Source organism: Brasilonema angustatum (assembly GCF_059505445.1).
Genome location: NZ_JCACKO010000157.1, coordinates 78,787 through 92,371, shown reverse-complemented (window position 1 = coordinate 92,371; position 13,585 = coordinate 78,787). Strand labels below are relative to the sequence as shown.

General features: G+C 39.1%; 15 protein-coding genes. 10 read left to right on the top strand and 5 right to left on the bottom strand.

The features are described 5' to 3' along the window. The 3 genes from AC5JM2_RS35515 to AC5JM2_RS35505 all read left to right on the top strand — a co-directional run. Window positions 1–889: hypothetical protein (locus AC5JM2_RS35515; RefSeq protein ID WP_495840856.1), on the top strand; the 889-nt coding region annotated here is incomplete at its 5' end. Between the two features lie 85 nt (window positions 890–974). Continuing rightward, window positions 975–3,275: a hypothetical protein gene (locus tag AC5JM2_RS35510; protein WP_495840854.1), complete on the top strand. Its 2,301-nt coding sequence runs from the start codon at window positions 975–977 to the stop codon at window positions 3,273–3,275. A gap of 20 nt (window positions 3,276–3,295) precedes the next feature. Then, window positions 3,296–5,599 (top strand): COG1470 family protein, encoded by a 2,304-nt coding sequence (locus AC5JM2_RS35505; RefSeq protein ID WP_495840852.1) that lies wholly within the window; start codon window positions 3,296–3,298, stop codon window positions 5,597–5,599. 550 nt (window positions 5,600–6,149) lie between these two features. Here the strand turns inward: AC5JM2_RS35505 and AC5JM2_RS35500 are convergent. From AC5JM2_RS35500 to AC5JM2_RS35480, 5 genes are all read right to left on the bottom strand, one after another. After that, on the bottom strand, window positions 6,150–6,380 hold the full coding sequence (locus AC5JM2_RS35500; RefSeq protein ID WP_495840890.1) for a transposase: 231 nt from the start codon (window positions 6,378–6,380) through the stop codon (window positions 6,150–6,152). Between the two features lie 42 nt (window positions 6,381–6,422). Continuing rightward, the gene (locus AC5JM2_RS35495) at window positions 6,423–6,566 is read right to left on the bottom strand and encodes a hypothetical protein (RefSeq protein WP_495840850.1); all 144 of its coding nucleotides are present in this window, start codon (window positions 6,564–6,566) and stop codon (window positions 6,423–6,425) included. Window positions 6,567–6,579: 13 nt separating this feature from the next. After that, window positions 6,580–7,041: a C-terminal helicase domain-containing protein gene (locus AC5JM2_RS35490; RefSeq protein ID WP_495840888.1), complete on the bottom strand. Its 462-nt coding sequence runs from the start codon at window positions 7,039–7,041 to the stop codon at window positions 6,580–6,582. Between the two features lie 24 nt (window positions 7,042–7,065). Then, complete coding sequence (locus AC5JM2_RS35485) at window positions 7,066–7,215, bottom strand: hypothetical protein (protein ID WP_495840847.1); 150 nt, start codon at window positions 7,213–7,215, stop codon at window positions 7,066–7,068. 81 nt (window positions 7,216–7,296) lie between these two features. Continuing rightward, entirely contained in the window at window positions 7,297–7,608 is a 312-nt protein-coding gene (locus tag AC5JM2_RS35480) for a hypothetical protein (RefSeq protein ID WP_495840845.1), read from the bottom strand. Between the two features lie 400 nt (window positions 7,609–8,008). Between AC5JM2_RS35480 and AC5JM2_RS35475 the strand changes: the two genes are divergently transcribed. The 7 genes from AC5JM2_RS35475 (at window position 8,009) to AC5JM2_RS35445 (ending at window position 13,398) form a co-directional block, all read left to right on the top strand. Continuing rightward, window positions 8,009–8,815 carry a ParA family protein gene (locus AC5JM2_RS35475; protein WP_495840844.1) on the top strand — a complete coding sequence of 269 codons (807 nt, stop codon included), beginning with the start codon at window positions 8,009–8,011 and terminating at the stop codon, window positions 8,813–8,815. 2 nt (window positions 8,816–8,817) lie between these two features. Continuing rightward, complete coding sequence (locus tag AC5JM2_RS35470; protein ID WP_495840842.1) at window positions 8,818–9,924, top strand: ParB/RepB/Spo0J family partition protein; 1,107 nt, start codon at window positions 8,818–8,820, stop codon at window positions 9,922–9,924. Between the two features lie 571 nt (window positions 9,925–10,495). Further along, the gene (locus tag AC5JM2_RS35465; protein ID WP_495840840.1) at window positions 10,496–11,458 is read left to right on the top strand and encodes a ParM/StbA family protein; all 963 of its coding nucleotides are present in this window, start codon (window positions 10,496–10,498) and stop codon (window positions 11,456–11,458) included. A 125-nt stretch (window positions 11,459–11,583) separates the two neighbouring features. Beyond that, window positions 11,584–11,886 (top strand): hypothetical protein, encoded by a 303-nt coding sequence (locus tag AC5JM2_RS35460; RefSeq protein WP_495840839.1) that lies wholly within the window; start codon window positions 11,584–11,586, stop codon window positions 11,884–11,886. An 84-nt stretch (window positions 11,887–11,970) separates the two neighbouring features. Continuing rightward, window positions 11,971–12,225, top strand: a complete 255-nt coding sequence (locus AC5JM2_RS35455; protein WP_495840837.1) for a hypothetical protein — start codon at window positions 11,971–11,973, stop codon at window positions 12,223–12,225. Between the two features lie 82 nt (window positions 12,226–12,307). Next, window positions 12,308–12,529, top strand: coding sequence for a hypothetical protein (locus tag AC5JM2_RS35450; protein WP_495840835.1), 222 nt, complete (start codon window positions 12,308–12,310; stop codon window positions 12,527–12,529). A gap of 44 nt (window positions 12,530–12,573) precedes the next feature. After that, entirely contained in the window at window positions 12,574–13,398 is an 825-nt protein-coding gene (locus AC5JM2_RS35445) for an ATP-binding protein (protein ID WP_495840834.1), read from the top strand. Window positions 13,399–13,585: the final 187 nt, after the last annotated feature.

Here is a 13,585-nt window from a genome sequence, read left to right as displayed (position 1 = left end):
TACCGCCAATCCAGAACCGGAAACTGAGAATGTTTCAATCATAGAACACGATATTAAGGTGTCTGAGCATAGCATTGTTCAAGTCGATGATACCGCCAATCCAGAACCGGAAACTGAGAATGTTTCAATCATAGAACACGATATTGAGGTGTCTGAGCATAGCATTGTTCAAGCCCATGATACCGCTAGTCCAGAACCGGAAACTGAGAATATTCCTAGCGTAGAACATGAGGAAGAAATTGCGCCACATCCACAAGAACAAGAAAGAGAAATTATTGAAGCAATAAACAGCGATCGCGAAAATTTTGATCTAGATACACCATCTCAACAAACAGAGAAAGAATTGGTGCTTGAGGGCAATTCTATTTTAACACCACATGAAAGCGAATTAGTAGCAATAAGTCAACAGACTGAAGATATTCCATTAGAAAATCAAGAATCAGAAGAACCAGAAGAACTAGAAGAACAAGAAAAATCATCTATACAGCTTGCAAAAATTCTCGAAGAAAAACAGATCCTGCTTGTTGCTCACCAGAGCAAAAAATCTGAACTTACAGAATTAGTATCTGAATACAAAGAATTTTTATCGTACTGCTTAACGAGAACATGGCAAACTTTCAGCGATGATTTGTACAAACAAACAGGTCTAAGCGTCACCCAAGAAATTCCTCCAGCAAATTCGGGAGGGTATCAAGCAATTAACTCACTAGTTAACTCTGGAGAAATTATAGCAGTAATTTATCTCAGAGACTTAATGATGGCACCTCAACAAGGTCAAGCAAGTGAAGAAGCACTATTGAGGATATGTAATATCAACAATGTTTTACTTGCCACAAATTTACCAACAGCGAAAGCAGTTCTTTATTATCTCAAAAACTTGAAAGATTAGCAGTTCGTAGTAAACACTTCAGCGCTTATATTTAGAAAGACTGAAGTCCTTACTACGAACTAATAACGCTACTAATTATAATAAAATGAATAGTAATAGTGATAATCTTATCAGCGCTAGTCTTTCAACGCAAAGCTTAACTTATCGACCAAATCAAGGCGAGGTTTCTTTTGAAGTTACTGTTAATAATGACAGTGATAGCTTTGCCAATTTTCAATTAGAAATAATCGCTGCTGGTGAAATTCGCAATCCTAATTACCGTTGGTATCGTCTTGAACCAGAAGTTGCTGCTGCTCAACCTCACGGTAGTAGCACTAAATTCCAAGTATTTATTTTTAATACGCCAATTCCTGGATTCGTTGGTACAGTTAACCTGTCTGTAAAAATATTTTCTCCTCAGCTAGCACGAGAACGCAGACTCATACTGCGTTTAGAAATTGAGCGAGATAATCAACCAATTCTAATTAGTGTTGAACTACCAATACGCACGTTTCAAGTATATCCTGGCAACGCTATAGATATACCTGTACGAGTTAGAAATCAGGGACAAGTAGCTAGTAATGTACTGTTGCATTTAACAGGTATCGATGCTTTTTGGGTGACTAACAGTGCTGAACGGAGATTTACCTTAAATGCTAATAGTCAAACGGAACTGAGTTTTAGATGTGAACCACCTTCTGTAGTTCAAGCACCTAGCTTAAATTACTTGTTTATTGCTGAAGCGACAAGCAATAATAGTTACCCAGCTAATGCAGAAGGTAATTTGGAAGTATTGCCTGTTGGTTATATTAATTTTAGCACCCCACAAAACAAGCAAAGAATTCCTTCTCGGCGTCCGTGGTTGCCGGACTGGAAGTCTAATAGTGTTTCCTATGAATTGCTATTTAAAAACGTTAGCAATCTTTCTCAAGAAATTAATGTGCAAATCCAGGGTAAAGATTGGCGTAAATGTACATTTAAGAAGTCTCCTGAAATTGCGAATTTAAATTTAGGAGAGACAGTAAAAGTCATTTTAGATGTTAAAACAAAACGTCCTTGGATCGGAATCGGAAAAACTTTATTTTTAGAAGCAAAAGCAGAATTATCTGACCAAAGGTTAGGTAGTACGGATCCTGCTACTCAAAGTTTAGAATTAGAGGTTTTACCAATTATACCTTTGTGGTTACAATTAGCGATTATTGTGTTGATAGCAGCATTGCTAGCTTATATATTAAAACCGGAAGCAATTGCACATACAGCTCCTGTAAATTCAGTTCGTATTAACGATAACGGTACAGGCACATCGATTGTTAGTGCTTCTGATGATTGTACATTGAGATATTGGAGAATCAGATCTGATGATATAGAAGCAAATGAAGATGCAACACTAGATATAGAAGCAAATGAAGATGCAACACTAAAAGAACCCGAGGAACAAAATTTCAGATGTATTCGACCTAAACATCTCAAAGGGGTATTAGCATTTGCCAACAATCCAATTAAAGTTGTAAAATTTGAACCAGTCGAAAACCAAACTGTTGCACTCGGTTTAGAGAGTGGAGTAATTGAGATTAGAAAAGTATCTAGTGGTGATATAATTAGTACACTCCAAGAGTCTCCAGAACGCGACCAAATATTTGATTTAGCATTTACCACAAACTCGCTTAACTTATTTAGTGGTTCAGGTAAAGGCAAAATAAGAGTATGGTCGAGAGAATCGACTACTACAAAATTCCAGGAAAAACCAGTAGTCATTGACCTAGAAAAACAGCAAAAATTAAGAGATTTTCCAATCACGGCATTAGCTTTGAGTCCTGACGATAAAATGCTTGTGGTTTCGGCGGAGAAGCACAGTTTTATAATATTACATAGGAATGAAAATCAACCTAACAACCCATTCAAAAAAATATTAGTCGAAAGACTAGAAAATATAGATAAAAATGGAACAGGTGAACCAAATAACTCTGTTCTCTCGTTAGCTTTTCTTCCTCAATTACACAAAAACAAAAACTCGCAAGAAAACATTTTGGCAACATCCAACTCAGTTGGATTGATTGCAATTTGGAATTTAAAACGATGTGAACCTACAACCTATAATAATCAACAGCAAATCAATGACACTCATTGTGAGCTATTAGACTCTTGGCAAGAGTCAAAAAATCCTATACGAACTTTAGCATTTAGTGAAGATGGTAAATTCCTAGTTAGTGGTGGAGATGACGGACAAGTAGTTGTAAGGTATTTAACTTCGGATTATCGACGTGACAAAACAAAATCACCACAAGTTATAAATAATTTCTCAGATTCTAAAACAATTAGAAGCATTGACGTAAAAAGTAGTCAAAAAATCGTGGTTAGTGGCAGTGAAGATTTTCAAGTCAGACTCCACCATATTCCACCATATTAACTAAAATAATCTAAACAACTATGCAAGCTAGAACTAATCCACTATCCATTATTATCAACCCGCCTGGAATTCAATATGGAATGCCAGGAGACATTGTATCACTTTATATTGTCGTGATTAATGAAGGCGACCAAAGTGCTGTTATCGACTTATTTTTTACTTTTGACGAGATATTTCAAAAAATTAGTGGTTGGTCTGCTTCTCCAAGAGCTAGTTTAGCAGTGGCGCCGAAGGAAAGTAGCGATGAAGTTACGTTTGATTTTGAAATTCCAGTTGATGCTTTAGCGGGTACCTATAATTATACTTTTGTCGTTGATTCTCCAGAACATTATCCGCAAGATACTCCGATAAACTTTCCCGGTCAACTCAAAGTTCTACTCAAAGAACAAACTGTTATCCGCGCTTTTGACCCAACTTTTTCAATTATACCTGCCACAAATCCAAATAAACTTATAACTTACAGATTCGACCAACCTTTACAAGTGGTGGTAAAAGTCGAAAATCGCTCGAACCGTGTAGACAGATTCCGTTTGACTTGTCTAGATTTAGATGAAAGTTGGTTTAAAATATCTTACCCTGCTACTGGGTTGGAAGGAGCAGGCTTATTTGATGTCAGCGCGCTAGAACTCAACCCTCATTCTGAAGGCGAAATCTCTTTAGAATTTCGTCCTCCTATTGATACTCTCGCTGGTAGCTATTCTCCAACGATTCGCTTGCTTTCAGAAAATAATCCAGATTTGATACTGCTGGATTTAATATACATTAATCTACCGACAAATTATCAGCTAGGTATAGAACTTAATACCATTTTAGGAAAAGTTAGCTATAAAGATGGTGTCTATGAATTAGTAATTAATAATCAAGGCAACTTAATACGGGAACTATTTTTTAATGCGAAAACCAGGGATGAAGAAGAAATTTGCACTTACAAATTTGACCCTAGTGAATTTAAATTATTACCCAATACAACCGAAAAAGCAAGTCTCTTAGTTAAACCTGGTCCTTGGTGGCGCCGACCATTCTTCGGTCAACCTTTACCGATTAATTTTGAAGTTAATATTATAGATAAGCAAAGCTATCCTTTGGCTAATGCATCTCCTCAAGCCACTTTATTATGGAAAGCACGTCCTTGGTGGCAAATTTTACTATTAATTTTACTAGTATTGGGGTTATTTGCTGGCATGTCATATATGATTTGGAGACTTTTAAACCCCGAACCGTTAAGAATTGAATTTAGTACTGATAGCCCAAAAATAATTGAAGGTGATCAAGTTAAGTTAAAGTTGAAAATTTATAACTATAATCAAAACAAAATTAAGAAATTGGTAGTGGTCACTGATCAACCACTAAATAAAGACAATGTACTTTTTGATAAAAATAATAGTATTAATAAATTAATTCCAGATAAATCTAATCATAATCGTCTCTGTAACATCACACCCCAGGAAGAATTGATATGTAATCATATTCTAACCGGAACTACAAAACAAGGTAAATACGTTTTTAAACTGCAAGTATCTTATCAACACGGTTTATCGCTTTTTAACCGCAGAAGTCAAACCGTTACCAAAACTACTGAAGCTGAAATTACCAAAAAGCCAATAGCTGAAGTAGTAGACTTTAAAGTAGTAGATAAATCACATTATATAACTGGTGAAAGAGTATCTCTGTCCTGGACAATTAAGAATCCCCTATTACTTAACAGGGTAATAATTAACAATAAAAAAAACAACGTATCAGTAGATGATTCTGTCAATCTAGAATTTCAAAATGGGAATTTAAAAGACCCCAAACTCAAAATATGCAAAGAAGAAAATAAGCTACTCAAATGTACATTTCCTTTCCCTGCATCTAAGCCAGGTACATTTACTTATGAAATCAGCGCTGTTTCTGGCGATCGAGAAAGTAATAAGCAAGCTCAAAATCCAGTTGAAATCTTACCCAAACCGTTTCAAATTACCTATTTTAAAATTAATAATATCAACCACAGCGCAAAACCAAGTATAGTTTTAACTGAAGGAGATAAAGTCACGATCGCTTGGGACGTAAAGGGAGAAAACATTTTAGTTAACTTATCTCTCTTTGGTGACGTTGAACAAACTGGCAGCAGATCCCCAATTATTGTTGGCAGTCAATTTCCAAACCAAGTTAAACTCAAAGTCACTGACAAATTTGGTAAACGGATTCCTCAAGAAAAAATATTTTTTATTACTGTTAACCCGAAACCCACTCCGGCATCTGACTTAATTACACCTTCTCCCTCACCTACACAAAATATCTTTAAACCTCTTCCTGCTTCTCCACCTCCAAGAACACTATTTTAATACAAAACACATGACGTTATAAGTAGCTAGACATGATTAAATATAAAACGCTCAACAGAGTGATTTCCCTTGTTGGCTCAATGTTCAATTGCGGCAATTAGAGCGATTGCTTACGGCAGAGCTAAGCGCGGCTAGGCGCACGCACTCGCGTTCGCTTAACGCCAGTTCGTACTCATCTTCAAAAACCTGTGAGGAGAGTTCCGGAGCGTTTAAGGTGCAACCACTGATCACGGCACTTGCGTGACTGTGGGGCATTGCCTGCCCAACGCAGTGCCTCCTCAATGCGATTCATCTTATGTGAGTATGGTGGAAGGAAAAATAGGTACAAACGCAAGCTGAGTGCCAACGTTGCCAATGTGCTTGAACTTGTTTGCTGCGATGAAATCATGCTCCGTCTTGAATGATGACAGTAATTTTACCTGTTTGTTCCAGACGCTTGTGTGCGAAGTGTGCTTGCCATTCAAGCAATTGCAAATAACGTTCGCTATTAAAACCACCGACTACAGCTCCGTATTCAAAACTGTGTTGTGGCTCCCAAAATTCCAGGATACTAATCCGTTTGCCACGTTTGCGTGGCTGATGAATAGATTTCTGTTGTCCGCGCTTGGCATAAGTATAATGAGCTCTGAAAACATTCCCATTTCAAAGTCTTTTTGATTTCTTTCCATAATCTTTCAATTGGATTGACTTCCGGCGTATGGGGAGGTTGAAACAAGAGATTAGTGCGTCCCCCTGTTTGCCATCGACGTAATGTCGTTCGCACGCTCTTGTTCGTGAATATCTAAGTGACGTACAATCATTGGCACTGTCAAGCCATCAGCGTTTAGTCGTAATGCGTTAGCGAAGCTCCTCCCTTTGGGAGGCTCGCTCGTTGTTTGACTCGTCGAGGTACATTATCTGCAAGGCTCAATTCTTGCAAACTTTTGTCTTCTTCTTTAGTCAATTGAATCCGTAATGCGGCTGGCATTTTTAACCATCAGTTACTTGCCACTCTTAGCTAAAACCCTAACAATGCGCTCTGCTTCATCAACTTTTTTGTTATTCGAGCGAGTCAAAAGATAACGAATTTGCGGTTGTTGCTCTTGTGCGTAACGGTCAACCCGTCCATTACGCTGCTGCAAAGCCATTAAAGACCAAGGAATATCAAAATGTATGAGACGGTGCGAAAAATAATGTAAATTAATCCCTTCCGATGCCACATCCGTAGCAACCACCAACCACAGCGGAGATTTTTCACTACCAAATTTTTCGATAATTTCCTTCAAATCAACATCTGGCATTCCCCCATCAAGGGTAGCGATAGCTTCTTCTTTCAGCTTTAAGTCGCGCTTTAAACTCTCCCTAAGAAAGCGCATCGTCTCTAACCGTTCGCTAAAAATTACAATTCGGTCTTTTGGGTCTGTACCCTTCCAAGCAAACCCCCCAGTTTCGGTTGTACTGATTAGTTTTAATAACTTTTTATACTTTTAAATATTTCTATCATTAATAGTTTCCAAAGCTGATTCTAAAGCCCTTAACTCGGCAACATCAGTATTGAAATGCTGCGCATCAGTTTTTTTTACTTGCTTGATGCGATTACGTACTGTCTCCAAACAAGCCATCGGGCTGGACAGCATCGCTTTTAACAAAGTAGTTTTAAACAACTTACCTATGGAAGCTTTCGCGTCAATCCCAGCCAGCTTTAAGTTATTAAGAATTTAAAATGCTTCCTCTTCTTCTACAGAAGCATTAGTTTCCAGTGCTAAAACCTGACGTTCAGGGAATTTTTTGAGAAGTTGCCCAACAACATCTTTCTTAAACCGCCGGACGTACAAATCTCGAATATCTTCCTTGGTGTAGTTCGACTCGTTAGCGATCGCTGTTGGAGCGAGCATATTCATCAAGCTAGCAAAGCTTTCCGCACGCCCATCATGGGGTGTGGCTGATAGCATAATTAAACTATCGGAACGGCTTGCTAAACGGTCAGCCAACTTAGAACGCAACGAAGCTGGGATTTGATTTCTTGACAAGTGATTAATGTTTGTCGAATTTTAAAATACGACAAGTAAATTAAAAGATAAACGGTAAAATGAAAGCCCCACGGAGAAATCCGGGGCTTTAAATAAGTAGGATACTTCGTTTTTCTTTTTCTGGACTGATAAATCGACGGCTTCTACCGAGAATGAAGTTAATCGACTTTTATTTTTTCATCCTTTATCTTCTATCCTTCATCCTTTCTTCGGTTATCTATTGAATAAGGCAGGGAAGCGAGGGCAGAAGGCATTTATGTTTCGTACATATCGCAGTAGTACCTCTCATGAACAGGAGCTACCAAATTGAAAATTTAATGGGCGTTCTTAATAATAAAGCTTTGAGATTATTCCGGATTTTGTGAAACGCTATCTTTCATAGTTTTTTGGTGATTTTGATATGAAACAAATAGTTCTGGCAATTCTGTCAAATGCAGGTGGTGTGGGCAAAACCACCCTAGCCGTACACATTGCCTATTCTATGGGCAAGCGTGGTTTTAAAGTAGCACTGTTAGATTTAGACCCTCAGCGGTCGTTAGATGTATTTTGTGGATTGCAGCCAGCCGAAGTGGATAGTACATTAACTAAGGTACTATCTAAAGATTTTCAAGGCGATTGGACTAGTGTTCCAGTTTGGGAAGAATCAAAGATAGAAGTGGTTCAGGGGCATCCACAATTAGCTGAGATAGCAAATGAGTTAGTGATTAGAAAACGTGGTGAATATGCTTTGGCTGATAGGCTCAAAAGCTATCCTCTACCCCATCATTTTATTATCTTGGATTGTCCCGCCACCTTAGGTATGCTCAATACGAATGCTCTAGCAGCCGCCACCCACGTTCTCGTACCCGTGCAGTTGGAGATGAAAGCTATCTCAGGTTCAGCTGAGTTGATAGAATGGTGCATTACTACGGCTGATGAATTACAACTCGACCCCAAACCAACAATTCTGGGATTTGTTCCTAGTATGTATGATGAGAAGGTCGCCATGCACCGCCAGTATTTAGAGCAGTTACCAGAAATTGCGGAAAATCTTCAGGTTAAACTTTATCCGAAAGTCAGAAGCTCAAACGAATTCAAAAACGCCAGTGCCTACGGTCAACCCCTACAGAAGTACCGTCCGAAACACCCAGCAGCAAAGGACTTCAAACCAATCGTCGATGATTTAGCAGCTTTGCTCAAAGATAAGAAAACTAAGAAGGAGAAGTAACCGTGGCATTACCTAAAATTAAGAGTAAATTTGATGGAGCCGTACAAAAAAGTTCTCAAGAGCAGAAAATTGCCGAACTGCAAGCAGAAGTAGAACAGCTTAGAGCTTCTCAATCTCCAGAGTTGGAAGCAGAACTACAAAAACTGAGAGAACAACTGCAAAATCAATCAGGGGAACTTGAGATTTCGGTGGACTTAATTGACCCTAATCCCCATCAACCTCGGCAAACAATCACACCAGAACTCATCCAAACCAAGGCACGGTTGCTCAAAAAACACGGTCAAATCACACCCATCATATTGGTACCTCAAAACAACGGGCGCTATATGCTCTTAGATGGGCAACTCCGCACGGAAGCAGCAAAAGTCTTGGGTTGGCAAAAGATCCGTGCTTTAGTTGTCCCGATGCCAGAGGACTTAAGTTCAAGAGCACTCCTCACATTCCTGGGTTTTGAAGACCTCAATCCATTGGATAAAGCAGAAGCGATCGCCAATGAAGCAACAAAGTCTGTAGGTTTGTCAGTGGATGAAATTGTGACGATGCTCTCAACAGTACTCAAGCGTCTAGAGAGGGATGGAAAAAGTAAAGAACTCACCCAACTTGTTGCTGTCAGTACTGAAGATCAACAACAGAGTTTGTCAGAGTTGGGAGTAACGGGAACCGAATACAGTTTGCTGTTACTGTTACTGGAATTGGGATTGAATCCTGCCAGTGTTAAAGCAAACCTCATGCCCATGCTCTCCCTCCCTCAAGATTTAAAAGATGCCATCCGCCATAAGGGATTAAAGGGCGCTCACGCTCTAGCATTATCAACGCTGTCATCTAAGGCACTGGATGTGTCGGAGAAAGAAGCACAACTTGAGCGAGTGAAGGCAACAGATCAGGTACTAAAGAACAATTTGACAGTACCAGAAACCCGCGAGTTGACTAAACAAATTAAAGACAAGTATGTAAAATCCGAGAAATCGGAGTCGAAGAAGGTAAAACTAGTGATTCAAAAAGTCCGCGAACTGTCTTCCGAATCACTTACCGATGTCAGTCAAGAACAACTCATTGTGTTACGAGGACTTTTAGTGGAGAAGTTGACTCAGATAGAGAGACTGCTTTGACATTCCCACGGCTGTCCAAATATCGCCCTATTAAAGTTAGTAACAATAAAAAAAGTTAGCGAAGCGTGAATATTTAGAAGAGTTGATTAGAAAGCACTGTGTCACTGTACTTAAAGGTGCTACACATTCATGAGGACAGTACTGATGGCGTAAGTGCAAGCGCACGCAATCATGCTAAGGCGCAGCGTGTCCTCTTGGGACTTACGCCCAAGCGTGCCGTAGGCATAGGGCTTTCTGCTCTCAACGTTATAAGTTCATCCCAACAGATGGAATGGTATTCGTTATCTGACTATATGGGGTATACTTGGGTGTTATGTGTACCCCACGTGTTTTTTCTATAAATTAACCCCTATATATACCCTATGTAGGAGCTTTTTAGGGTATATTTAACTTACTGAGTCCGTGTACCCTATTTAGCCCCCATGAAAAAATAATTCGTAGTTCGTAATTAATAAATGTAGAGTGCAAGGCTCTTAATTTATTTATGCCATCTTTTACCTAGAGTACACTGCTTTGAACACGTATGGGATTGTAATTACGCTTTTGACAAATGACGAATTGGAGTATCGACATGAAGAACATTCACGCGAATCAAAAGATTTTTTGCGCAGGTTTTGATAACGGCTATGGCAGCGTCAAACTGTTAGTCGATGGTTTTGATGTCGTTAGAATTCCCAGTTACATCTCAAGAGAAGACATGGAAGATGTACCCGGTCGGGTGGTTTTTAACGGTAATGCCTACACTGTTGGTGAGTCGGCTTTCCGCACTGGGTATTATTTTGAACGGAATACAGATAGCAATATTAACAAAGTTAACAACGCCCTCATCACTTTATTAGGTGCATTAGCTCATTTGCCACACCGTAAAGTTTGGCAGCTAAAGCTAGTTGTCAGTTTGCATGATATGGCTTTGACTGATGACTTGCTAAGAGTGCTCAATGGTGAATATCAACCAATGCTCGCTGGCAAGCTCTCTGATGTCAAGGTAGAAGTTCTCAAAGTCGTACCTGAAGGTATAGGTGCTCTGTTCGGTCGAAAGCTCCCCAAAAAGTTAACTGTCGTAGATTTTGGGAATGGTACAACGCTTTATTCTCGTTACAACCAAGGTAAAAGAGAAGTCCATACCCCCTACGCTGCTGGAGTGGAAGTTCTCATCGGTGAAATCGCCAAGAAGATGAAATATCTCAACGGTGGTAAGCTTGGGGACTTATCAAAAATTCGCTTTTGTCTGGAAATGGGACATACTAAATACAGCCGTGATATTGATATCAAAGATGTTTACACCACTTGTCTTAAAGAGTGGTATGAAAGCTATTTGAAAAAACCAGTCAATCTCGCCCTTGACGCTAAACACCAAGGGGATGAAATTTGGGCTATTGGTGGCGGTTGCTTGCTTCCTGGTTTTAAAAAACTGCTCGTGCACAACGGGTTTGAAATTCTAGACAACCCCGTAGAGGCTAATTCTTACGGACTATTGCAAATGGCTAAAACCATTGTTAGCTCTTCCTCTGCTAACGGATCTACTGATGCTTAGTAGCCAAGAGGCGAACTTTCGTACACCCTATACCAAATAAAGTTAAAAGTTGAAAGGCACTTATAAAAAATTCTTTCTTTTTACTTTTTACTTGTTAATCCCCCACACCCTTTTTTCAATTTGACATGGTTTCTCAGCAAGACAAAACTCCGGAAAAAGTCCGAATCAAAGATAGCTACCGCGAGCGTATCTTTGCAGAATCGCAACGATTAGGTAAAAGTTACCTTGAGACGCTTTACTTTATTGTTGATTGCTACTTTGCGTTTAAGCAAGGTGTCTTACCAGTACAGTCTGCGGTAGTTAACACCTATACAACCCCCACACAACAAAATCAGCCTTCTGTTGATGAGTCAACTCATACCCCATATAACCCCCAATTTGAATCAGAAGACGATAACGAAACTTTCACACTTGATTGGGAGTTGTAAATAACTAGCTGATACAAATGCTAAATATTTAAAATAAATTAATTTTTATAATTTGGGGTGAAAAATCTCCAAATTATGAAAATCATGGCAAGAATCGAAATTTCCCATTCAACAACTGTACGCCTGCTTGAAAATAGCTTACTCACTACCTACTGTTTTGCAGATTCAGTTGGAATAATAATCCCAATCACTCCAGAGGAAAAGATTGAAATTCAGTTCACACCAAAGCAAATACCAATTTTAAAACGATTGCTTAACGAACTTTGCACGCTTGCAGAAAAACAAGAGCATCCTAAAAATGATGCCTTACAAAAAGAACTCCAAAGACATTGTGACTAGTCATAGAAAGGTAAAATTCTCAATTTTCAAGTTTGCTCAATAGTCAAATAAGTATTTGGGTGAACAACTAGGCATTAATAAAATGTGCAACGGAATTCAAGAAATCAATCGAGAAATAGCAGAATTATCCTCAACTAGAGAATACTTGATTATCCAATGGTTTGAGATGGGAGAAGCTGACCGCAATTTTAGTTTATCCCCTCAATACCCAGATAACCAGTGGTACATGTGTGGGTACAACGATAGGGATTACCAAATAGAAATTGGCTTTCAATTAGAAGCCACAAGCATTGAACAATTCTAAAACCTGTAGCGTCCCAGTCACAGCCGCTGGGACATTTTCCAACTATGTTTCGCAAAGCAACCAAATCTCAAGTTAAAATTCGTCTAGCCCTTAGCGGTGCCTCAGGTTCAGGCAAAACATATTCAGCACTATCTATTGCATCTCATCTAAGTCATAAAATTGCCGTCATAGATACTGAAAGAGGAAGTGCCAGCCGCTATGCAGATATCTTTAATTTTGATGTCTGTGAACTAGAGAACCATCACCCCGCTCATTATATAGAAGCCATCCAAACTGCTGAAAATGCAGGCTACCAAACAATAATTATTGATTCTCTGACTCACGCTTGGTTTAGCGAGTTAGAATTGGTAGACCGCGCTAAAAACTCATTCACTGCTTGGAAAGAAGTTCGTCCTCTAGAACGCAAACTGATAGATTGTATCACTAAATGCAGCAGCCATATAATTGCGACAATGCGATCTAAAACCGAATGGGATATAAGCCAAATTGACTCCAAAACAGGTAAAATGAAACCTGTAAAAATTGGTACTGCTCCTATTCAAACTAGCGGTATTGAATTTGAATTTGATATTGCTGGGGAAGTTTCAGCTGAGCATATTCTCTACATTTCCAAATCTCGTTGTCCAGCTTTACAGGATACCAGTTGGCTAAAACCAGGTAAAGACTTAGCTTATCAGCTAAGAGTATGGATGGGTGAGGTGTGGTTGCTATGGAAATCTGAGGAAGATGCGCTCTCATGGGGTGCGACTCAATTACCTGGAATGTCAGCCCAGCAGTTGCGGCAGGAATTTGATAAGTTATCTTCTAGTAACGGCAAAAAAGCTCCGGCTTGGGTAGCACAAGTAACAGAGCTTAAAGAGCAGTTTTGAGTAAAATTTCAACCACACTTCAGATACTGGCAAAGTTTCAAGTACAGCAGAGGGAAAATATTTTGTGCGCCATGGCGCACAAAATCTAATTGATGTTGAGCCAAGCGAGATACAGGCGAAAACGGAAATAGGCACTGACAAATGCTTGCTTTGATGATACCAGTCTTCTGAAAATCGAAATTTGCTC

Excerpts from the sequence above, each read along its gene's own strand:
- AC5JM2_RS35505 (WP_495840852.1), top strand. The coding sequence starts at position 3,296 with ATGCAAGCTAGAACTAATCCACTATCCATTATTATCAACCCGCCTGGA.
- AC5JM2_RS35450 (WP_495840835.1), top strand. The coding sequence starts at position 12,308 with ATGTGCAACGGAATTCAAGAAATCAATCGAGAAATAGCAGAATTATCC.
- AC5JM2_RS35510 (WP_495840854.1), top strand. The coding sequence starts at position 975 with ATGAATAGTAATAGTGATAATCTTATCAGCGCTAGTCTTTCAACGCAA.
- AC5JM2_RS35465 (WP_495840840.1), top strand. The coding sequence starts at position 10,496 with ATGAAGAACATTCACGCGAATCAAAAGATTTTTTGCGCAGGTTTTGAT.
- AC5JM2_RS35455 (WP_495840837.1), top strand. The coding sequence starts at position 11,971 with ATGGCAAGAATCGAAATTTCCCATTCAACAACTGTACGCCTGCTTGAA.
- AC5JM2_RS35460 (WP_495840839.1), top strand. The coding sequence starts at position 11,584 with ATGGTTTCTCAGCAAGACAAAACTCCGGAAAAAGTCCGAATCAAAGAT.
- AC5JM2_RS35485 (WP_495840847.1), bottom strand. The coding sequence starts at position 7,215 with ATGCTGTCCAGCCCGATGGCTTGTTTGGAGACAGTACGTAATCGCATC.
- AC5JM2_RS35475 (WP_495840844.1), top strand. The coding sequence starts at position 8,009 with ATGAAACAAATAGTTCTGGCAATTCTGTCAAATGCAGGTGGTGTGGGC.
- AC5JM2_RS35495 (WP_495840850.1), bottom strand. The coding sequence starts at position 6,566 with ATGCCAGCCGCATTACGGATTCAATTGACTAAAGAAGAAGACAAAAGT.
- AC5JM2_RS35445 (WP_495840834.1), top strand. The coding sequence starts at position 12,574 with ATGTTTCGCAAAGCAACCAAATCTCAAGTTAAAATTCGTCTAGCCCTT.